This is a genomic window from Microvirgula aerodenitrificans DSM 15089, assembly GCF_000620105.1.
Taxonomy (GTDB): domain Bacteria; phylum Pseudomonadota; class Gammaproteobacteria; order Burkholderiales; family Aquaspirillaceae; genus Microvirgula; species Microvirgula aerodenitrificans.
The window spans coordinates 80160-100814 of sequence record NZ_KK211072.1 but is presented as its reverse complement, the minus strand read 5'-3'; the positions used below and the strand labels follow the sequence as shown (position 1 = coordinate 100814).

At 64.5% G+C, this 20655-nt stretch carries 17 protein-coding genes, 1 tRNA gene and 1 CRISPR repeat array; of the genes, 10 read left to right on the top strand and 8 right to left on the bottom strand.

Annotation, left to right across the window (positions count from 1 at the left end; genetic code table 11):
• The first annotated feature begins 308 nt into the window (after positions 1-308).
• The 6 genes from Q352_RS0118510 to cas6e all read left to right on the top strand — a co-directional run bounded on the left by Q352_RS0118510 (position 309) and on the right by cas6e (position 8153).
• Entirely contained in the window at positions 309-3062 is a 2754-nt protein-coding gene (locus Q352_RS0118510) for a CRISPR-associated helicase/endonuclease Cas3 (RefSeq protein ID WP_028500590.1), read from the top strand.
• Between the two features lie 416 nt (positions 3063-3478).
• On the top strand, positions 3479-5062 hold the full coding sequence (gene casA / locus Q352_RS0118505) for a type I-E CRISPR-associated protein Cse1/CasA (protein ID WP_028500589.1): 1584 nt from the start codon (positions 3479-3481) through the stop codon (positions 5060-5062).
• Positions 5043-5636 carry a type I-E CRISPR-associated protein Cse2/CasB gene (casB, locus tag Q352_RS22515; RefSeq protein WP_051529086.1) on the top strand — a complete coding sequence of 198 codons (594 nt, stop codon included), beginning with the start codon at positions 5043-5045 and terminating at the stop codon, positions 5634-5636. Before casA ends, casB begins: the two co-directional genes overlap by 20 nt.
• Before the next feature lie 16 nt (positions 5637-5652).
• Complete coding sequence (gene cas7e / locus Q352_RS0118495; protein WP_028500588.1) at positions 5653-6705, top strand: type I-E CRISPR-associated protein Cas7/Cse4/CasC; 1053 nt, start codon at positions 5653-5655, stop codon at positions 6703-6705.
• Between the two features lie 3 nt (positions 6706-6708).
• Positions 6709-7452, top strand: coding sequence for a type I-E CRISPR-associated protein Cas5/CasD (gene cas5e, locus Q352_RS0118490; RefSeq protein WP_028500587.1), 744 nt, complete (start codon positions 6709-6711; stop codon positions 7450-7452).
• Entirely contained in the window at positions 7449-8153 is a 705-nt protein-coding gene (cas6e, locus tag Q352_RS0118485; protein ID WP_028500586.1) for a type I-E CRISPR-associated protein Cas6/Cse3/CasE, read from the top strand. The genes cas5e and cas6e overlap by 4 nt, the downstream gene beginning before the upstream one ends.
• 89 nt (positions 8154-8242) lie before the next feature.
• A CRISPR array of direct repeats spans positions 8243-9373; the repeat unit is 29 nt; unit sequence CGGTTCATCCCCGCGTACGCGGGGAACAC.
• Between the two features lie 197 nt (positions 9374-9570).
• Here cas6e and Q352_RS0118480 read toward each other — a convergent pair.
• Both Q352_RS0118480 and Q352_RS0118475 read right to left on the bottom strand, forming a co-directional pair.
• Positions 9571-9646, bottom strand: a tRNA-Asn gene (locus tag Q352_RS0118480).
• Between the two features lie 75 nt (positions 9647-9721).
• Entirely contained in the window at positions 9722-13003 is a 3282-nt protein-coding gene (locus Q352_RS0118475; protein WP_028500585.1) for an Rne/Rng family ribonuclease, read from the bottom strand.
• Positions 13004-13529: 526 nt separating this feature from the next.
• On the opposite strand from Q352_RS0118475, the gene Q352_RS0118470 reads away from it, so the two are divergent.
• From Q352_RS0118470 to Q352_RS0118455, 4 genes are read left to right on the top strand one after another with little or no spacing between them, the layout of a single operon-like run.
• Positions 13530-14468: an RluA family pseudouridine synthase gene (locus tag Q352_RS0118470; protein WP_028500584.1), complete on the top strand. Its 939-nt coding sequence runs from the start codon at positions 13530-13532 to the stop codon at positions 14466-14468.
• Positions 14465-15127, top strand: coding sequence for an HAD-IA family hydrolase (locus Q352_RS0118465; protein ID WP_234412942.1), 663 nt, complete (start codon positions 14465-14467; stop codon positions 15125-15127). The genes Q352_RS0118470 and Q352_RS0118465 overlap by 4 nt, the downstream gene beginning before the upstream one ends.
• The gene (locus tag Q352_RS0118460) at positions 15103-15441 is read left to right on the top strand and encodes a Rieske (2Fe-2S) protein (protein ID WP_028500582.1); all 339 of its coding nucleotides are present in this window, start codon (positions 15103-15105) and stop codon (positions 15439-15441) included. The genes Q352_RS0118465 and Q352_RS0118460 overlap by 25 nt, the downstream gene beginning before the upstream one ends.
• A 57-nt stretch (positions 15442-15498) precedes the next feature.
• On the top strand, positions 15499-16431 hold the full coding sequence (locus Q352_RS0118455; protein ID WP_028500581.1) for a S49 family peptidase: 933 nt from the start codon (positions 15499-15501) through the stop codon (positions 16429-16431).
• A gap of 279 nt (positions 16432-16710) precedes the next feature.
• Here Q352_RS0118455 and Q352_RS21975 read toward each other — a convergent pair whose 3' ends face one another.
• The 6 genes from Q352_RS21975 to Q352_RS0118425 all read right to left on the bottom strand — a co-directional run bounded on the left by Q352_RS21975 (position 16711) and on the right by Q352_RS0118425 (position 20641).
• The gene (locus Q352_RS21975; RefSeq protein ID WP_158537420.1) at positions 16711-17595 is read right to left on the bottom strand and encodes an MlaA family lipoprotein; all 885 of its coding nucleotides are present in this window, start codon (positions 17593-17595) and stop codon (positions 16711-16713) included.
• A complete protein-coding gene (locus Q352_RS0118445; RefSeq protein ID WP_036386984.1) occupies positions 17576-17848 on the bottom strand; it encodes an STAS domain-containing protein in 273 nt (90 codons plus the stop codon). The genes Q352_RS21975 and Q352_RS0118445 overlap by 20 nt, the downstream gene beginning before the upstream one ends.
• A 1-nt stretch (position 17849) precedes the next feature.
• The gene (locus Q352_RS0118440; protein WP_028500579.1) at positions 17850-18467 is read right to left on the bottom strand and encodes an MlaC/ttg2D family ABC transporter substrate-binding protein; all 618 of its coding nucleotides are present in this window, start codon (positions 18465-18467) and stop codon (positions 17850-17852) included.
• 65 nt (positions 18468-18532) lie between these two features.
• Positions 18533-19030, bottom strand: a complete 498-nt coding sequence (gene mlaD, locus Q352_RS0118435; RefSeq protein ID WP_028500578.1) for an outer membrane lipid asymmetry maintenance protein MlaD — start codon at positions 19028-19030, stop codon at positions 18533-18535.
• A gap of 17 nt (positions 19031-19047) precedes the next feature.
• A complete protein-coding gene (gene mlaE, locus Q352_RS0118430; protein ID WP_028500577.1) occupies positions 19048-19833 on the bottom strand; it encodes a lipid asymmetry maintenance ABC transporter permease subunit MlaE in 786 nt (261 codons plus the stop codon).
• A complete protein-coding gene (locus Q352_RS0118425; RefSeq protein WP_028500576.1) occupies positions 19826-20641 on the bottom strand; it encodes an ABC transporter ATP-binding protein in 816 nt (271 codons plus the stop codon). Before Q352_RS0118425 ends, mlaE begins: the two co-directional genes overlap by 8 nt.
• Between the last annotated feature and the right edge of the window lie 14 nt (positions 20642-20655).

Sequence of the window (20655 nt, the reverse complement as noted above, 5' to 3'; positions counted from 1 at the left end):
CGCCGTCGGTTCATCCCCGCGTCCGCGGGGAACACTCTAAAAATAACCAACTGATTAAAAACGACAATTTAACACCTCAAAAATCTACCGATTTTCAGCACGCTTGCAGCAGCGCTTTCCGTCTCGCAGCATGACCGGTATTTCAGGCCCCACCGCCAGCGTTCACAGGCACCAATACCCTACACAAGGTCATGCCATTCGACCACGTCACATCGCCAGCATCATGATGGCCATGTCGATGATTTGAAAAAATTAATCAAACGGAATAGTCTGTTCGCTCACTTCCATGCCGTACGAACAGGATCGTCTTGAAGACTACCGCATCCTACTGGCGCTATTGGGGCAAGGCCTCCCCGGCCACGGCCGACAGTGCCGCCTGGCACCTGTTGCCCCTGCACTCGCTGGATGTGGCAGCGGTCATGCACTGTCTGCTGGAACAGCAGACCGAATGGCTGGCAGTGCTCGCCGCGCGCTGGAACTGGCAACCCCGGGCACTGGCGGAGCATCTGGTCTTCTTTGCCGCCCTGCACGATATCGGCAAGTTCTCCCGCAGTTTCCAGCGACTTTGTCCGCATGATTCTCCCGGGCTGGTGTCATGCGAAAAGGCACGACCGTATACCCAGCGCCACGATACCCTGGGCTTTCTGCTCTGGCTGGACTGTCTGTCGCGCACCTTGCCCGAAAACCTGCTGCCAGCCCCCAGAGACAAGCTGTGGGGCGAGTGGATACGCGTGGTCTGCGGCCATCACGGCCAGCCGCCAAAAGAAGGAAGCAGCAGCAAGCTGCATGCCGATGACTATTTCCTGGTCGATGACCAGACGGCGGCAACGGCATTCTGTCAGGACATGGTGGCGCTGTTGCTGCCGGAGGGGCTGCATGCGCCAGAGGGCATCTCGCGCGAGCACAGCAAAACCGTCAGCTGGCCACTGGCCGGCCTGATGGTTCTGGCCGACTGGCTGGGTTCCAGCCAGGCGTTTTTCCGCTATCACAGCGAGCCGCTGCCGCTCGACGATTACTGGTTCAACCATGCCCTGCCGGCCGCGCGCCAGGCCATCGCCCACAACGGGCTGGGGGCATGTGCGGTGGCCCCCTATTGCGGTGCCGACCGGTTGACCGACTTTATCGACTATCTGCACACCCCCACCCCGCTGCAGCACTATGCCGCCACGGTGACGCTGGATCCGGGGCCGCAGCTGTTCCTGCTGGAGGACGTGACGGGCGCCGGCAAGACTGAGGCGGCGCTGATTCTGGCGCACCGGCTGATGGCGGCCGGTCACGGCAAGGGGCTGTACTTCGCCCTGCCCACCATGGCGACGTCGAACCAGATGTACCGGCGCGTCGGCGCCATCTACCGCAAGCTTTATCAGCCACAGAGCACCCCCTCGATCGTGCTGGCCCATTCTGCCCGGCAACTGGTCGACGATTTCACCCGCACGCTGCAACAGCCGGATCACGGTTACGGCCCGCAGGAAGGCAGCGCCAGCATGCATTGCAATGCCTGGCTGGCGGATGGCAACAAGAAGGCACTGCTGGCCCATGTCGGTGTCGGTTCCATCGACCAGGCCCTGCTGGCCGTACTGCCGGCCAGGCACCAGTCCTTGCGACTGGCCGGTCTGCGCGACAAGGTGCTGGTAATCGACGAAGTTCACAGCTTCGACCCGTATGTCAAAACCCTGCTGTGCCAATTGTTGCGCGCACACGCGGCACAGGGCGGCAGCGCCATTCTGCTGTCGGCCACCGTGCCGCACACGGTCAAAACCGGTTTGCTGAACGCCTTTCGCGCCGGGCTGGGACTGGCAGCCGAATACGTCGAGCCCGATCCGCATTACCCGCTGACCACCCGGCTTGCCGCTCAGGTGACACTGGCAACGCCGTGTGAAACCCGTGCCGAGGTCAGACGCACGGTCGCCGTGCAGCTCTTTGATAACGAGGCCGCCGTTCTTGACCTGATTGCGGAAGAAGCGGCTGCCGGACGCTGCGTCTGCTGGATTCGCAATACCGTCGACGATGCGCGCCAGGGCTTCGCCGCCCTGCAGGCGCGGCTGCCGGCCGAAAACCTGCACCTGTTCCACAGCCGCTTTGCCATTGGCCACCGGCTGGATATCGAAAATCGCGTGCTGGACCTTTTCGGCAAACACGCTACCGCCGCCATGCGCCGGGGTCAGGTGCTGATTGGCACCCAGGTACTGGAACAGTCTCTGGATTTTGATGCCGACATCATGATCAGCGATCTGGCACCGATCGATCTGCTGATCCAGCGCGCCGGCCGTCTGCAGCGGCATGCCCGCCATGCCGATGGCCAGCCGGCCGACGACGGGATCGAGCGGCGCCCGGCTCCCCGGCTGTGCGTGTTCGGTCCGCTACCGGACTCGGAACCGAAAGCCGACTGGTACGGCAAGGTCTTTGCCGGCGCGCAATACGTCTATCCCGACTTCGCCAAATCATGGCTGACCCAGCAGGCGCTGCTGGCCGCCGGCTGCATCATCTCTCCGGGAGTGCCCGGGCAGGCAGGCGCGGTTCGTCAACTGGTGGAAGCGGTTTATGGCGATGACGCCGAAGCCCGGGTTCCGGCGGCCCTGCAGCAGGCATCGGCCAGATGCCTGGGCGAAGCGATGAGCCAGGCCGACATCGCCCGCTTCAATTCGCTGGATCTGGGCAAAGGCTATTGCGAGGGCAGCAGCCATTTCTGGGATGAGGAAGTCAACATCCCGACCCGGCTCGGCGCGGAAACGCGCACCGTCTATCTGGCGGAAGCCGGCGATACACCGGAATCCGGACTGCGCCCGCTATACCGCGATGCCGATCCCCTGCGCCAGTGGTCGATGTCGGCGATCCGCCTGCCCAGCCACCAGCTGCAGGCCCTGAGCGCCGACTGGAAGCAACGTTTTGCAGCTGCGCTGGCGCAGCTGCACAGTGAACAGCCATGGATGAGTGAGTTCGATCTGGTGCTGCCGCTGCAGCCGGACGAGCAGGCCGGGCAATGGATTGGTCATGGCTGCGATGCGGATGGCAGGCCGGTCACGGTGCGGTATGGGCTGGAACAGGGAGGGGTTCTGAGATGACATCCGGGGGCCTGAGCCACCCGGATGTCCACCCTGCGAATGCAGGGAACATGATGGCCGAGATGAAGCCTATGGCTACTCCGTACGGTTCATCCCCAAATAATCGGGGAACGCGCCAATGGTAGCAGATTGACTAAAAACCGTGGCCATCAGCCAAACAACGAAGGAATCATTATAGCTACTCCATACTTAACATTAAGTTGCCATCACTCCCAGAACTGAACTACATTACCTCCCATCTTCACCACTTTGGGGGCTGTATGCGTACTTTTCTGACAGGCCTTGCCATGGCCATCACAAATAATGGCCTGGAGTCATGGACGTTTATTCTATTAATTTTCCTCCTGATCACCGCTGCCAGACTCAAAAGCGTACGCATTGATTTCAAAGAGTAATCCGTAAAGGAAACGCCACGAATGAACCTGCTTGATCCAGACAACCACTGGCTCCTCCTGCGCCGCCTTGACGGCAGCGCGCTGCCGGCCAGTGTCCATGCGCTGTCGCAGCCGGATGTGGTCGATGTGCTGGCCCCGCGGGCCGATTTTCGTGGCGCGCTCTACCAGTTGCTGATCGGTCTGCTGCAGACCGCCCATGCGCCCGCCGACATGGACGACTGGCACCGGCTGTGGCGACAGCCGCCTGATGCGGCAACCCTGCAGGCATGGCTGGCACCATTGCGGCCTGCTTTCGAGCTGGACGGGAATGGCGCCGCCTTCATGCAGGATCTGGACCCGCTGACCGAGGCAAAGGACAACAGCACGGCCGACTTGCTGATCGACCGTGGCTCGGACTCCAATCTGTTCTTCAACAAGCCGGGCTCCTGGCAGGGGCTGTGCCCGGCCTGCGTGGCCCAGGCGCTGTTTACCCTGCAGATCAATGCGCCGAGCGGTGGCGTTGGTCACCGTACCTCGCTGCGCGGCGGTGGTCCGCTCAGCACGCTGGTCTTGCCGGCAAACGCCGAGGCCACGCTGTGGCAGAAGCTGTGGCTGAATGTGCTGCCTCAGGAAACGGGCGACGAGGCCTGGCGGCAGCCGGCACCGCTTGCAGCCAGCCTGCCCTGGCTGACGGCGACCCGCGTCAGTGACAAGAACGGTGTGGAAACCCGCCCCGATGATGTCCATCCGCTGCAAGCCTACTGGAGCATGCCGCGCCGGCTGCGGCTGGATGAGACACAGACACAGGCCGGGCAATGCGAGATCTGCGGCCAGCCGCATGAGCAGCTCTACACCCGCTACCGCACCCGCAACTATGGCACCAACTACACCGGCAACTGGCTGCATCCCCTCACGCCGTACGCCATCGACCCCAAACACGTCAAACCGGCCCTGCCCGCCAAGGGCGGGCGTGCCGCAGGCAGCTACCAGCACTGGCTGAGTCTGACTTTTGGCGAGGACGACAGCATGAAGGTAGCGGCCGTCGTCTCCGACTTCAATCGCCGTGATGGCAAGGCGGACTGCCTGTGCGAACGCGGCGAAGCCCGGCTGTGGTGCTTCGGCTTCGAGATGGACAACATGAAGGCGAGGGCCTGGCACGACAGCACGCTGCCGCTGTACCAGCCCGTCAGCCACGATGAGCGCCGTTTTGCCCAGGCGGTTCGCCAGGTGCTTGGCGTTGCCGAACAGAGCGCATCCCTGCTCGGCGAGCAGGTCAAGCTGGCCTGCGGCAGCAGCAAGAAGGAACCGGCAGTCGAACAGAGTTTCTGGCAGCACACGGAAACGTCCTTCTACGCCGCCGTGCAGCAACTGGCATCACTGCCGCAGCTGGAAGACGAGCACTGTGTCCCTGCTTTTACCCAGTGGCTGAAAGCCGTGCGCAGCCAGACCCTGAATCTGTTCGACCGCTGGATATTGAATGCCCCGGTCGAGGAAATGAACATGAAGCGGGTCATCAAGGCCCGGGACGAACTGCGGCGCGGCCTGTGGCGTGCCAAACCGCACAAGCAGATGGAACAGATGATCAAGCAATTTTCCGGAGAAGCCCATGAAGCAGTTTCTCAGTGAGCCGCAGCAAGCGCTCGTCGTCCTGTGGTGGAACGGTCTGCAGAACGAGAAAGAAAGGCCGGCAGGTCCGTTCGCCATGCTGACCCACGGCGACCGGGCACAGCTGCGCCGCTGCGCCCTGCCCGACGATGTGCTGCTGCTGTCGTCACTGCACCGGCTGGCGCAGGCCTTGCAAAAGGCCGATGGCCCGGCCGTGCCGCTGTCTGCGCTGGCGCTGGCCGCCGGGGTGCTGTCGCATGTCACCGACCACATTCCCGGCAAGGATTTTGCCCGTGCGCTGGGCAGCAAGAACGGCACCGACCGGCCATGCATGAGCGAGTTGCGCTTTCAGCAACTGCAGACCTGCCGTGACGAGGTCGCCTTTTTCCGTCAGGCGCGCCGTGCCGTCGACCTGCTCGGCGGCACGACTGACGTCGGCCGGCTGGCCAACGATCTGCTGAACTGGGTGCATGAATACCGCCAGCCTGATCCGGCCCTGCCGCCCGCGCAACGCCTGAAGCTGCGCTGGGCCACCCTCTATTACCAGGCCGCCCTGCCCGAATCCGCCGACGAACAAGCCCGGCAACCCTCTTGACCCTGGAGCCTCGACCATGACCCGTTTCATCCAGCTGCACACCCTGATTTCCTATCCGCCGTCCAACCTGAACCGCGATGATCTCGGCCGGCCGAAAACGGCGCTGATGGGCGGCGCCGAACGTCTGCGCGTGTCGTCGCAGAGTCTGAAGCGCGCATGGCGCACGTCCGACGTGTTCGCAGCCCGCCTTGGCAGCCAGGTCGGCAGCAGCGACGGCAGCCTCGGTACGCGGACCAAGCGCCTGGGCGCAGACGCTTACGAGCGTTTCCGGGCCGCCGGTTTCAATGAAAAACTGGCCGGCGACAGCGCCGGCAAGATTGCCCAGGTCTACGGGGCGCTGAAAAAGGACAAGTCGTTCGAGATCGAACAGCTGGTCCATGTGTCAGCGGAAGAAAAGGCCACGCTCGATGCGCTGATCGCCACGCTGATCGCCGGGAAGCGCGAACCGGAGCAGGCTGAACTGGACGCCCTGCTGCACACCCAGCACGCAGTGGATATCGCCATGTTCGGCCGCATGCTGGCCAGCAAGACCGAATACAACGGGGAAGCGGCAGTCCAGGTGGCACATGCCCTGGGCATTCACGCCTCGGTGCTGGAAGACGACTACTTCACCGCCGTCGACGACCTGAATGTGCAGGACGCCGGTGCCGCCCACATCGGTGAAAGCCCGTTCGCCGCTGCCGTGCTCTACCAGTACCTGTGCATTGACCGGGAACTGCTCAAGCGCAATCTGGGCGGCGACGAGGCCCTGCTGAACGCCGCGCTGCAGGCATTGATCGAAGCGGCGCTGACCGTCGCTCCGACCGGCAAGCAGAACAGCTATGCAAGCCGCGCCTATGCCCACTATGCGCTAGTGGAAAAAGGCAGCCGCCAGCCACGCAGTCTGTCGCTGGCCTTCCTCAAGCCGGTAGCAAGTAACGATTACGCCAGCGAGGGCATCCAGGCGCTGACCACGCTGCGTGACAATATGGACAAGGTTTACGGTGCCTGCGCCGATGCCCGTGACGAGTTCAATGTCCTGACCGGTTCGGGCAGCCTGGCCGGATTGCTGGCATTCGCGGCGGAGTAAGCCATGCACTCATATCTGGTACTGCGTCTCTATGGACCAATGGCCAGTTGGGGCGAGGTCGCGGTTGGCGAACAGCGCCCTGGCGCGCCCCATCCGTCACGCTCGGCGCTGCTGGGTCTGCTCGGGGCGGCGCTGGGCATCCGCCGTGACGATGAGGCCGGACAGCAGGCGCTTGGCGCCGGCTATCGCTTCGGCATCAAATTGCTGTCGGCCGGACTGCCACTGCGCGATTACCACACCGTGCAATGGCCGGACCTGCCGAAGAAATTCAGCTACGCCACCCGCCGTCAGGAAATGCGCGCCCCGGACAGGTTGAACACCATCCTGACCAGCCGCGACTACCGCTGCGACAGCCTGTACACCGTGGCCATCGAGGCGACGGCGGATGCGGCATACGATCTGGCCACGCTGGGTGCGGCCATCGAGCGCCCGGTCTTTGTACCCTATCTGGGGCGCAAATCCTGCCCGCTGGCCCTGCCGCTGAACCCCCGGCTCGAATCGTTTCCCAGCCTGAAAGCCGCACTGGACAGCCGCGATGACGAGACGCTGATCCCGGAGGACCGCCATCACCAGTCTGCCTGCCTGCGCCCCGACCGCCTGGCCCGCTATTACTGGGATGCGAGGATGGACAGTGCCGGCATGCCGGTCACGCTCAGGCAGACCCGGCATGACGAGCCGCTGTCGCGCCGGCGCTGGCAGTTCGACACCCGGCAGGAAAACGTATACCTGGCCGAAGGAAGACAATGAGCTACTTCTCCCGCATCAGCATCAAGAGCGGCGCGCTGGCCGCGCAGGAAGGCGGCCTCGACGCTGGCGACGCCTATCGTGACCACACGCTGATCTGGCGCCTGTTCCCTGATTCGCCCGACAAGGCGCCGCGTGACTTCCTGTTTCGCGCCGCCAGTGCGGCAAGCGGGACGCTGCTGTACTACCTGGTCTCGCAACGTCAGCCACAGTCCTGGCATCCGCTGGTCACGGTGAACAGCAAACCCTTCCAGCCCCGGCTGGAGACAGGCGAATGGGTCGACTTCAGCCTGCGCGCCAATCCGACAGTGGCCATCGCCAGCGCCCCCGACCAGCGCGGCAAGCGTCACGACGTCCTCATGCATGCCAAGACCCTCGCCAGACAGGCCGGGCTGCAGGGTGAGTCACTGCAGCAGGCAATCCGGCAGGCTGCGCTGGCCTGGCTGGACAAGCGCGCTGCCAGCTGGGGCCTGCAGATCGACCCGGACCAGATCCAGGCCGATGGCTATTGCCAGCACGTTCTGCGCAGCAAGGGCCGGGAACTGCGCTTCTCCAGCGTCGACTATCAGGGCATGGCGCGCGTGCAGGACCCGGAGCGTCTGACCCAGGCAATGCTGGGCCAGCCGCTCCCGGGAAAGAACGCCAGCCTCGGCCACGCCCAGGCATTTGGCTGCGGGCTGCTGCTGGTCAAGCGACTGGCGTGATCGCAGGCAGGCCCGGCGGGGGTCCGTTCGGCCGTTCTTCGCCTGAGCGAGGCCCCCCCATTGACGCTGATGCAGGCAAGGCCCGCAAGCGGTTTATCCCCGCGTACGCGGGGAACACAGCTGATTGAATTGCGCGCGGGAAAGGGTTTTCGGTTCATCCCCGCGTACGCGGGGAACACCCGCGCGGGACATTCCGGCTCACGGTCGGCGTGCGGTTCATCCCCGCGTACGCGGGGAACACGTAAGCAACGCGGCTGATTGCTGCGCCGTTCGCCGGTTCATCCCCGCGTACGCGGGGAACACGATTTTCACGGTTTTTTCATACGAATCTATGGCGGTTCATCCCCGCGTACGCGGGGAACACCCTTCGAAGCGGCCTTTGTGCAGCCGGATCGACGGTTCATCCCCGCGTACGCGGGGAACACGCCACGATGCCGTCAATGCGGTCGCGCGATTTCGGTTCATCCCCGCGTACGCGGGGAACACTCCAGGCACTTGCTGCGCAGGTGGGTGTCGTCCGGTTCATCCCCGCGTACGCGGGGAACACAGGGCGCTGCTGCCGCGTTCCGGTTCTCCCAACGGTTCATCCCCGCGTACGCGGGGAACACCTTGGCATAAGACCTGCGCAGGCCGTCAACGTCCGGTTCATCCCCGCGTACGCGGGGAACACATAAAGGGCTGCAGGCAAACAGCATCGGAAATCGGTTCATCCCCGCGTACGCGGGGAACACATGTAGACCTCTACCGGGGAAAGTACCTGCCTCGGTTCATCCCCGCGTACGCGGGGAACACTTAGCGAACCGTATGGCAAGCATTTGTGCGTCCGGTTCATCCCCGCGTACGCGGGGAACACCTACGCAATGCCTCTGTATCGCGTTCAGTTGGCGGTTCATCCCCGCGTACGCGGGGAACACTCATGTGCCGCTCATGACCTGCTCATGTCGTGCGGTTCATCCCCGCGTACGCGGGGAACACGTGGGCACCCGACCTCGGGCGCTATACCGGCGACGGTTCATCCCCGCGTACGCGGGGAACACTTGCGGATCAGCGCGTAGTCGGTTGCCACCTGCGGTTCATCCCCGCGTACGCGGGGAACACACTACTCATATCCATCAAAAGCACCTCTCGTTCGGTTCATCCCCGCGTACGCGGGGAACACTATTCCACGGTCAAAATCCCTAAGAGAGGTTACGGTTCATCCCCGCGTACGCGGGGAACACTCTAAAAATAACCACCTGATTAAAAACGATTATTTGCCACAGCAAAAATCTACCGATTTTCAGCCCCCGGCAAGGGGGCTCATGCACACCGCAGCCAGTACGATAGCAGCCTCGCACACCGGCAGCCATCCGGCCTGTTTCTCCCGGCAATCCACAAATGAAAACGCCGTGAACATGCGTTCACGGCGTTTGAATTCTGGCTCCCCGACCTGGGCTCGAACCAGGGACCTACGGATTAACAGTCCGGCGCTCTACCAACTGAGCTATCGGGGAATCGAGAAAAGAGATTCTACGGAAGCCTGCTGATTCCGTCAACCCCCTGCGTGCAGAAGGTTGACGGATTTCCGCTTAGTGGCGCGTCTCGACCTGCGACAGGCCGTTCTGGCCAGCGTCGCCGGCAGCGGCGGGCTGGGCCACGTCGGCGCGGCGGCGGGCTTCGGCGGCCGGGGTCTCCTCGGCCGTATCGGCCGGGGTGTCATGGCCGGCGGTCTCGATCTGGACCAGCGATACCGGCTCGGCCACGACGGGCTGCTGCTGGCGCTGCTGGTTGCGACGGCGGACCGGGGCGGTCGGGACCACTTCGGTTTCGGCAACCGGGGTGGTAACGGCCCTGGTGCTGACCATGACCAGCCCGTCGGCGACCGGGGCGGCGACTTCAGCAGCCCTGGCTACCGGCGCTTCGGCCTTGATTTCGACCGGTTTGGGCGCTTCGACGCGTTCCACCACCGGTGCTACCTCGACCCTGGCTTCGACCTTCTCGACCACCGGAGCGGCTTCGATCACCGGTGCCACGGCTTCGGCTTCGACCTTCGGCGTTTCGATCACTGCCGGCGCGGCCGGCTTTGCAGCCACCGGTTCGGCTTCGGCCAGAATCTGGGCCGGTTTGGCCGGCACTTCTTCCGGCGTCGTGTTCAGCATGTCGATGCCGGACTGCGAACCGCCCTCTTCGATCCAGGTGGCGCGGGCATCGGCCTGCACTTCGCGGGCTTCTGCCGGTGCCGGTTCAGCGATGTCGGCACGGACTTCCTGCGCCGGCTGCTCGGCCACGACCGGGCGTTCCTGACGCTCCTGACGCGGCTGGCGTTCCTGGCGCGGCTGGCGCTCCGGCCGTTCCTGACGCTCCTGGCGTTCTGCGCGCGGTTCGGCAGCCGGTTTCGGCTCGGCGGCAAGCGGCATGTCACCGTTGCTGGCGACGCCGTTGTCTTCCGCTTCCGGGCGACGTTCTCCGCCACGACGGCCGCGACGACGACGGTTGCTGCGTTCGGCGCGCTCGGTTTCGGCTTCCGGTGCTTCTTCTTCGGCCGGCGGCAGGTCACCGATGGTGACCGGCTTGTTGATCAGCTCGTCGGCAGCCGGGGCATCGCGCTGTTCTTCACGGCGCGGGTTGCGGCGGCGTTCACGCGGTTCGCGCGGCTGACGGCCTTCGGCGGCTTCGGCGCGGACTTCCGGTGCCGGCACGTCCTGACGTTCCTGGCGTTCCTGACGCTCGACCGGGCGGCGTTCCGGACGCTCGCCACGTTCGGCCCGTTCAGCGCGGACGTCATTGCGTTCGCGGCTTTCCGGGTTGCGATCGCCGCGTTCGCGACGTTCGTGGGTGTTGCGTTCCGGGTTGCGTTCGCCACGTTCCTGACGGTTGTCACCGCGTTCCTGGCGATTGTCGTTGCGTTCGCCACGGTTTTCCGGCGTGCGGTCGTTGCGATCGCGGCCTTCCTGGTTGCGATCCTGACGTTCGCGGCGCGGCGTGCCTTCGCCCTGTTGCGGCGAGCGGCGGCGCTGTTCTTCGGTCTTGGCGTGACGTTGCTTGCGGTCGCGCTTCTGGCTGGCATCGCTGCCGCCGGCCTGTTGCGCAGCCGGCGTCGGACGCGGGCGGGCAGCCGGGGTGGCCGGTTTCTTGTCGGTATCGCCCTGGAACCAGGCGATGATGCGCTGGAACAGGCCCTGCGGTGCGGCAGCGGCGGTGGCCGGACGGGCAGCGCTCTGGCGGGCAGCCGGTGCGGCCGGTTCTTCGCGGACCGGGGCCGGTTGCTGCGGGGTGATGCCCTGCACGGCGGCCTGCGGACGCTCCGGCTTCACGCGGTCGGCCAGGTAGGCTTCCATCGCGTCTTCTTCCGGTGCTTCGGCCAGGCGATAGCTCGGGCCGTCGTCTTCGACGATTTCCGTCATGTCGTCCTGGCGCAGACGGGTGATCTTGTAGTGCGGGGTTTCGAAGTGGATGTTCGGGATCAGCACCACTTCGACCTTCAGGCGGGCTTCGATGCCGAACAGTTCGGCACGCTTCTCGTTCAGCAGGAAGGTCGCGACGTCGACCGGTACCTGGACGTGGACCGCGCCGGTGTTTTCCTTCATCGCTTCTTCGGTCAGGATGCGCAGGATGTGCAGTGCCGACGATTCGATGCCGCGGATGAAGCCGGTGCCATGGCAACGCGGGCACGGCATGTGGCTGGTTTCACCCAGGCTCGGCTGCAGGCGCTGACGCGACAGTTCGAGCAGGCCGAAGCGCGACAGTTTGCCCATCTGGACCCGGGCGCGATCGGCACGCAGTGCGTCCTTGAGCCGGTTTTCGACTTCGCGCTGGTTCTTCGGGTTTTCCATGTCGATGAAGTCGATGACGATCAGGCCACCGAGGTCACGCAGGCGCAGCTGGCGGGCGATTTCATCGGCCGCTTCGACGTTGGTGTTCAGCGCGGTGGTCTCGATGTCCGCGCCCTTGGTGGCGCGGGCCGAGTTCACGTCGATCGACACCAGTGCTTCGGTATGGTCGATGACGATGGCGCCGCCGGACGGCAGCGCAACCTGGCGCGAGAACGCCGTTTCGATCTGGTGTTCGATCTGGAAGCGCGAGAACAGCGGAACGTCGTCCTTGTACAGCTTGACGCGGTTCACGTTGCCCGGCATCACGTGGCCCATGAACTGACGGGCCTGGTCCCAGATTTCTTCGGTGTCGACCAGCAGTTCGCCGATGTCCGGCTGGAAGTAGTCGCGAATCGCGCGGATGACGAGGCTGCCTTCCTGGAAGATCAGGAACGGCGCGGCCTGGGCACCGGCGGCGGATTCAACGGCGGTCCACAGCTGGAGCAGGTAGTTCAGGTCCCACTGCAGTTCGTCGAACGAACGGCCGATGCCGGCGGTGCGGGCGATCAGGCTGGTGCCCTGCGGGGTTTCGAGCTGGCTCATCAGTTCGCGCAGCTCGTTGCGTTCTTCGCCCTCGATGCGGCGCGATACGCCACCGCCACGCGGGTTGTTCGGCATCAGCACCAGGTAGCGACCGGCGAGGCTGATGTAGGTGGTCAGCGCTGCGCCCTTGTTGCCGCGTTCGTCCTTCTCGACCTGGACGATGAGTTCCTGGCCTTCGCGCAGCACGTCCTGGATCTTCGGACGACCGCCTTCGTAGGCGTTGAAATAGGTGCGGGAGACTTCCTTGAACGGCAGGAAGCCGTGACGGTCGGTGCCGTAGTCGACGAAGCAGGCTTCCAGCGAGGGCTCGATGCGGGTGATCACGCCCTTGTAGATATTGCCCTTGCGCTGTTCCTTGCCGACCGTCTCGATGTCGAGATCGATGAGCTTCTGCCCATCGACGATCGCGACGCGCAGCTCTTCGGCCTGCGTCGCATTGAACAACATGCGTTTCATGTTTGGTGTTCCCAGCACGCACGTCGCACGGGAATTGCAGCCAGTTTTTGACCATCCGCCGGCTTTGCGGGCGGATGCTATCCGAAAGATGCGCCTTCGATGGAAAGATCGGGAACGGAGTATCGCGTTAGCCGGCGTCTCATGTATTGCACGGCCCGGAACATCGCGTCAGGCGCGACGGCATCGACAGTGTCTGGCGGTGCCGTTTCGGGGTGTGGGCCGTGTCGGGTCAAACTTCGCTGCATGGTTTCCTGACTGGCTAGGGCATCAGGAAACAGGAACTTGCCTAAAGTGCGTCGTGCGCTCAAATGCATTAACATCGCTACTTTTCGGTGAGCGATACAAACCTTTTTGTCGCCAGCCGTCATTTCACCGCGTCAGGTCGACGCAAAAACTGCGTCGCCGGCTGTGCGCCCCAGACCCGCTGGCGGCGAAATTTTCGTTTCGCAACCGGTCGAAGGCGTTACGCTTCACCGCCACCACGCGCGTCGCGTCGCAACGATAAAGCGACCGAAGTATAAGCAATATGACCCCTCCGAGCAAAGATTCCGTCACCTTCCATTCCATCGATGAAGACGAGGCCGGCCAGCGGATAGACAACTGGCTGCTGAAGATCCTGAAAGGGGTGCCGAAAAGCCATGTGTACCGCATTCTCCGCGCAGGGGAAGTGCGGGTGAACAAGGGACGCATCGACGCCAGTTACCGCCTTGCCGGCGGCGATCTGGTGCGCGTGCCGCCGATCCGCATCGCCGTGCGCGACAATGCCGCGCGGCCGGTGCCGGCGGCGGTGTTCCCGATCGTCTACGAGGACGATGCGATGCTGGTCATCGACAAGCCGTCCGGCGTTGCCGTCCACGGCGGGTCCGGCGTCAGCTTCGGCGTGATCGAGCAGTTGCGTGCCGCGCGGCCCGAAGCCCGCTTCCTCGAACTGGTTCACCGCCTCGACCGCGATACGTCCGGCCTGCTGATGCTGGCCAAGAAGCGTTCGGCGCTGGTCAAGCTGCATGCGATGATGCGCGACAATATTCCGGACAAGCGCTATCTGGCACTGGGTGTCGGCGAATGGGCGGCGGCGCGCAAGTCGGTACGCAAGCCGCTGTTCAAGTACACGCTGCCGGACGGCGAGCGCCGGGTGCGCGTCGACGAGCAGAACGGGCTGGCCTCGCAGACCGATTTCCGCATTGTCGAGCGCCTGCCGGGCTTTACCCTGGTCGAGGCGCGGCTGCGCACCGGTCGTACCCACCAGATTCGCGTCCACATGCAGTCGGCCGACTGTCCGATCGCCGGCGACGACAAGTATGGCGACTACGATACCAACAAGATGCTGGCACGCCAGGGACTGAAACGCCTGTTCCTGCATGCCTGGCACCTCAGCCTGCCCCACCCGCTGACCGGCGAACCGCTGCTGTTCGAAGTCCCGCTGCCGCGCGAACTGGTCGCCTTTGCCGAAAGCCTGAAGTCATGATGGTTGCTCCTCCCTCCCTGCTGGTGTTCGACTGGGACGGTACGCTGATGGATTCGACCGCGCACATCACCCGCTCGATCCAGCGCGCCTGCGCCGATCTCGGTCTGCCGGTGCCGGAACGCGAACGCGCGTCGCACGTGATCGGTCTCGGCCTGCGTGACGCCATGCGCGTCGCCTGCCCGGGTCTGGCCGAGTCGGACTACGGCGGCATGGTCGAAGCCTACAAGCGCAACTACCTGGCCGGCGAAGAGACGGTCGAGCTGTTCCCCGGCGTGCGCGAGGCGCTGCAGGCCTACCGCCAGGCCGGCTATTTCCTCGCCGTGGCCACCGGCAAGGGCCGCCCCGGGCTCGACCGCGCGCTGGAAGCCAGCGGGCTGGCCGGCCTGTTCGATGCCACCCGCACCGTCAACGAGTGCGCGTCCAAGCCCGATCCGGAGATGCTCGACCAGTTGACCGACTACTTTGGCGTCGAGCGCGGCGCCAGCCTGATGGTCGGCGATACCACCCACGACCTGCTGATGGCGAAGAATGCCCGCGTGCCTGGCTGCGGGCTGGCGCAGGGCGCTCATCCGCGTCAGCAGCTCGAGGCCGTGGCGCCGCTGGCGGTGTTCGACGACTTTGCCGGTTTCGATACATGGCTGACCTCGCTGCCACGCTGATCTGCCCGTCGTCGGCGCTGGTCGACGGCGGTGACGGCGTGCGCTTCGCCACACCGCGCGGCGAGGCGTTCGTGGTCCGCTACCGCTCGCAGGTGCGCGCTTACCTGAATCTCTGCCGCCACCGGCCGATGCCGCTGGACATGAACGACAGCCGCTTCTTCAGCCTCGACGGCCATCACCTGGTCTGCAGCACCCATGGCGCCCATTTTCGCGCCGACAACGGCCTGTGCGTGCTCGGCCCCTGTCCCGGCCAGAAACTGGAACCGGTGACGGTCATCGAGCGCGACGGCAGTGTCTGGCTGGTGGCCGACTGAGCCTCCGGGTTTCTGTTAAGCTCGCCCTCGCCCTTCTGACCGGAAATCGATACGCATATGAGTGAAAACTGGGAACGCCAGGTGGTCGAAAAAACCCTGCTGGCTGCCGTCGTCGAACAGCGCCGCACGCGGCGCTGGAACATTTTCTTCCGCCTGACCTGGCTGATCGTCATTGCGCTGGTGCTGTGGCCGCTGTTCGCCAGCATGTCCGGCGATTCGACCGAAGCCCTGCCCGGCGCCGGCACGCGCACTGCCGTGCTGCAGCTCAGCGGCACGATTGACGGCAACAATGACACCGCCAACCGGATGATCGACGGGCTGAAAGCCGCCTACAAGGATTCCGGCACCCGCGGCATCATCATCCGCGCCAACAGCCCCGGCGGCAGCCCGGTGCTGTCCGGCATGGTCTACGACGAGATCATGCGCCAGAAGAAACTGCACCCGAAGATCCCGCTGTACGTGGTGGTCGAGGATGTCTGCGCCAGCGGCTGCTATTACATCGCCGCAGCGGCCGACAAGATCTTTGTCGACAAGGCCAGCATCGTCGGTTCGATCGGCGTGCTGTCGGACGGCTTCGGCTTTACCGGTCTGATGGACAAGCTCGGCGTCGAACGCCGGCTGGCCCACGCCGGCCGCGACAAGGGCATGGGCGATCCGTTCAGCCCGGAAACGCCGGAACAGCGCGCCATCCGTCAGGGTCTGCTCGATGCGATCCACACCCAGTTCATCACCGCGGTCAAGCGCGGCCGTGGCGCGCGGCTGAAAGGGGACGAGTTGTTCACCGGCCGGGTCTGGATCGGCGAACAGGCGATTCCGCTCGGACTGGTCGATGGCTACGGCTCGGTCAATTCGGTCGCCCGCGACGTGATTCATGCCGAAGACACGGTCGACATGACGCCGAAGGACGGCCTCAGCGACCGCATCGCCAAGCGTTTTGGCGTCGGCGTGTCGGCCGGACTGCGCGATCTGATCGAGGCACGCTGGCTGTAGGACGCCGTTTCGGCCCGGCCCCAAAGCCCCTGACCGGATGGTCAGGGGCTTTTGACTGCTCAGGAGTGGGCTGCAACGGTCGCCGTGGTGCCGGTACACGCCCGGCTGACAGCAAGAATCGTGAATGCGGCAGTCTGCCTGACCGGGCCCTGCCCCTTCCGTTCCCGCCACGACGGGGAGATCCTGCTTCGTTGGTCCATTCCGGATGGACGGAACAGCAGAAAGCCCCTGACCGGAGGGTCAGGGGCCTGGTTTCTGGCGCGGAAAGCAGACGGCACGCTACGGCGTGACGACGGCTTCCTTGCCGGCTTCCGGCGCTTCTGCGGCAGCGGCATGCGCAGCATGGGCGGTATGCACCATGTGTTCTTCCGGCTCGACCGGCGCAGCCGGCATTGCATGCTGCGGCTCGGACTCGGCACCGCCGTGATTGGCCGGGACCAGTTCGTTGATGTCGATCTCTTCGTTGTCGTCGCCATTGCCCAGCGGCGGCGCAATGCCGAGCTGGCGGGCACGGATCGCCATCCACGCGTCGCGGGTGAACGTGTACTCGTCGAGGGCGGCATCACGCGCCGGGTCCAGCGGCAGCAGGCGCGCGCGCTGGTCGACCAGGTTCACCATCACCGCCGAGGCGTCGGTATAGGTCGTGGTGAACAGTTCGCGCGTCGGCACCGTCAGGTAGTCGACACCGAGACCCAGCGTGTCGCGGATGGTCGACGGCGGGAAGAACGGGACCATGAAGTAGGCACTGTTCTGCCAGCCATAGTGCGCCAGCGTGTCGCCAAAGCCCTTCTGGTCCTTGTGCAGGCCCATCGGCGTGGCAATATCGAGCAGGCCGCCAAGGCCGAGCACGGTATTGACGCTGACGCGCATGAAATCGCTCATCGCCGGCACCGGACGCAGCATGACGATATTGTTCGCCAGGCTCAGCATGTCGGCCAGGTTGTCGAAGAAGTTGCGGATGCCGGTCCGCGCCGGTTGCGGCGTGACCTTCTGGTAGCCTTCGGCCACCGGACGATAGACGTGGCGGTCAAAGCCACTGTTGAAAGCGTAAACCTTGCGGTTATAGCCTTCATACGGATCGGACGGGTTGGAACCCGTTGCGCATCCGCCGAGAGCGATCAGGAGACCGAGCGCCGTCAGGGCCCTAGTCGGCTTGAGAGACAAAATGTTCCACTCCGTACAATTGGGCCAGTGTGGCCAGTCCGTTCGGCAGGGCCGTCAGGGTCAGTTGGCGGCCGGCGGCGGTCGCCGCGCGCTGCAGGCCGAAGACCAGCGCCAGCGCCGAGGAGTCGGCAGACTCCACCGCCGACCAGTCCAGCACGCAATCATCGCGGGCGACGGCCGGGGTCAGCGTGCGCAGCAGGGCTGCGCTGTCGGCCAGCGTCACGCGGGTGGGCAGGGCCAGCCGTTCGCTCATGTCAGGCACCGCCCTTGGCGGCCAGCTGCGCATTCTTGTCGCGGATCGACTGGATCAGGCCGTCGATACCCTGCTTGCTGACCACTTCGTTGAAATTGCTTCGGTAGACAGTCACCAGGCTCGCGCCTTCGACCGTGACGTTGTAGACCTTCCAGCCGGCAGCAGTCCGGTACAGCGTGTAGTCGATCTGCACCGGCTTGTTGCTGGCGTCGCCGGTCTGCACGCTGCTGCGCACCGTGGCTTCACGGCCATTGCTGCTGACGATGGGGTTGTCGGCGACCGACACCTGGGCATTCTTGAAGCGGATCATCGTCGAGGCATAGGTCCGGACCAGGAGCGTCTGGAACGCGTCGGTCAGCTGTGCCTGCTGCTCAGGCGTAGCCTGGCGCCAGCCGCGGCCGACAGCCAGTGCCGTCATGCGGGTGAAGTCGAACTTCGGCGTCGCCAGCGCTTCGATCTCGCCGCGCAGACGGGCAGGATTGCGGCCGGTGTCCTTGCGGATGGTTTCCAGAACCTGCTGCGCAGTCTGTCTGACCACGGCATCGGGGTTGTCTGCGTAGGCTGCCACGGGCATGAAGCCACAGGCAAGGAAGGCAAATACAGCGGCAATGCGTTTCATTTTTGATATCTCACAATGTATCGGTCAGTCGTCGCCACCCGGTCAGCGGGCGGCGGATAGCGTGTTCATTTGAGCGAGGCGGCCGACTTGGTCGCACCGTCGTCACCCCCCTTTTCGGCAAAGCTCAGCATGAACTTGCCAATCAGATCTTCCAGCACCAGCGCGGACGAGGTCATGCTGATGGTGTCCCCGGCACGCAGCGGCTCGCTGTCGCCGCCGTCCAGCAGCGCGACATACTGCTCGCCGAGCAGGCCCGAGGTATTGATGGAGGCCGCCACGTCGCGGGCAAACGGGTAGCGGCTGTCCAGCGCCAGCATCACCCGGGCCCGCATGGTCTTGCTGTCGAGGCGAATGTCATCGACCCGACCGACGATGACGCCTGCGGCCTTGACCGGCGCACGGACCTTGAGGCCGCCGATATTGTCGAATTCGGCCGTCACCCGGTAACTGCTGGCACTGGAAGCGGTGGTCAGGTTCGCCACTTTCAGTGCGAGGAACAGGATGGCAGCAAAGCCGATGACGGCGAAGATGCCAACCCACAGATCAATTGTGGCTCTTTTCATAGTGAAAGCTATCCGTATCAGAACATGAAGGCGGTCAGCACAAAATCCAGTGCCAGAATGACCAGCGCGGAAGTCACCACCGTGCGCGTTGTCGCCGCCGAAACACCCGCCGCAGTCGGCTGGGCGTCATAACCTTCGAACACGGCGATCAGGGTGACCGCCACGCCAAATACCAGACTCTTGATCACGCCGTTGAGCACATCGTCGCGCAGGTCCACGGCCGCCTGCATCTGCGACCAGTACGAACCATGGTCGAGGCCGATCATCACCACACCGATGAAATAGCCGCCGAAGATGCCCATCAGGCTGAACAGCGCCGCCAGCAGCGGCATCGAAAACACGCCGGCCCAGAAGCGCGGGGCGACCACGCGGGCGATCGGATTGACCGCCATGACCGCCATCGCGTCCAGTTGCTCGGTCGCTTTCATCAGGCCGATTTCAGCCGTCATCGCCGAGCCGGAGCGGCTGGCGAACAGCAATGCCGCCAGCACCGGGCCCAGTTCGCGCAGCAGCGACAGCGCCACCAGGCTGCCGAGCGCATCGGCGGAGCCGAAGCGCATCAGCGTGGTATAGCCCTGCAGCCCCAGCACCATGCCGACGAAAGCGCCCGACACGATGATGATGACCAGCGACAGGACGCCGGCGAAATACACTTCGCGAATGGTCAGCTGGAAACGCAGCAGCGCCGTGCCCGAGTGCGTCAGCACGGCCAGCAGAAAACGCAGGGCAAAGCCGAGCCGCCATACGCCTTCGATGATGCGGTGGCCGATACCAGTCAGGCCGGCGCGCAGTCCGTCAAGCATGTCCGGCCCTCCCCAGTCCCAGATCCGTCGCGTAGTCGCGCGCCGGATATTGCAATTTGACCGCACCGTCGGCCTCGCCGTGCACGAACTGGCGCACGAACGGATCGTTCGACACCCGCACCTCGTCCGGCGTTCCCTGGGCGACGATGCCGCCATCGGCGACGAAATAGATGTAGTCGACCACGTCCAGCGACACGTGGACGTCATGGGTGACCATGACCGCCGTGGCGCCGAGTGCCGCGTTCATCCGCTTGATCAGGAAGGCGATGGTGCCGAGCGCAATCGGGTCCAGCCCGGTGAACGGCTCGTCGTACAGCATCAGTTCCGGGTCGAGTGCAATCGCGCGGGCCAGCGCAACCCGCCGCGCCATGCCGCCCGACAGCTCGGCCGGCATCAGCCCGGCCGTACCGCGCAGGCCGACCGCTTCGAGCTTCATCAGCACCAGGTCGCGAATCATGCTTTCCGGCAGATCGGTCTGCTCGCGCAGCGGAAATGCCACATTGTCGAGCACCGACAGGTCGGTAAACAGCGCGCCGAACTGGAACAGCATGCCCATGCGCCGGCGCAGCCGGTACAGGCCGGCGGAATCGATGTTGTCCACCCGCGCGTCACCGACCGTCACCCGGCCACGGTCAGGCCTGACCTGGCCGGACAGCAGTTTCAGCAGCGTGGTCTTGCCGCTGCCCGAGCCGCCCATGATGGCGACCAGCTTGCCTTTCGGCACGCACAGTGACACATCGCGCAGGATCTGCCTGTCGCCATAGCTGAAATCGACGTGCTCAAGCTCTATGAAGTTGCCTTGACTCAAACCAGCCCCTATCC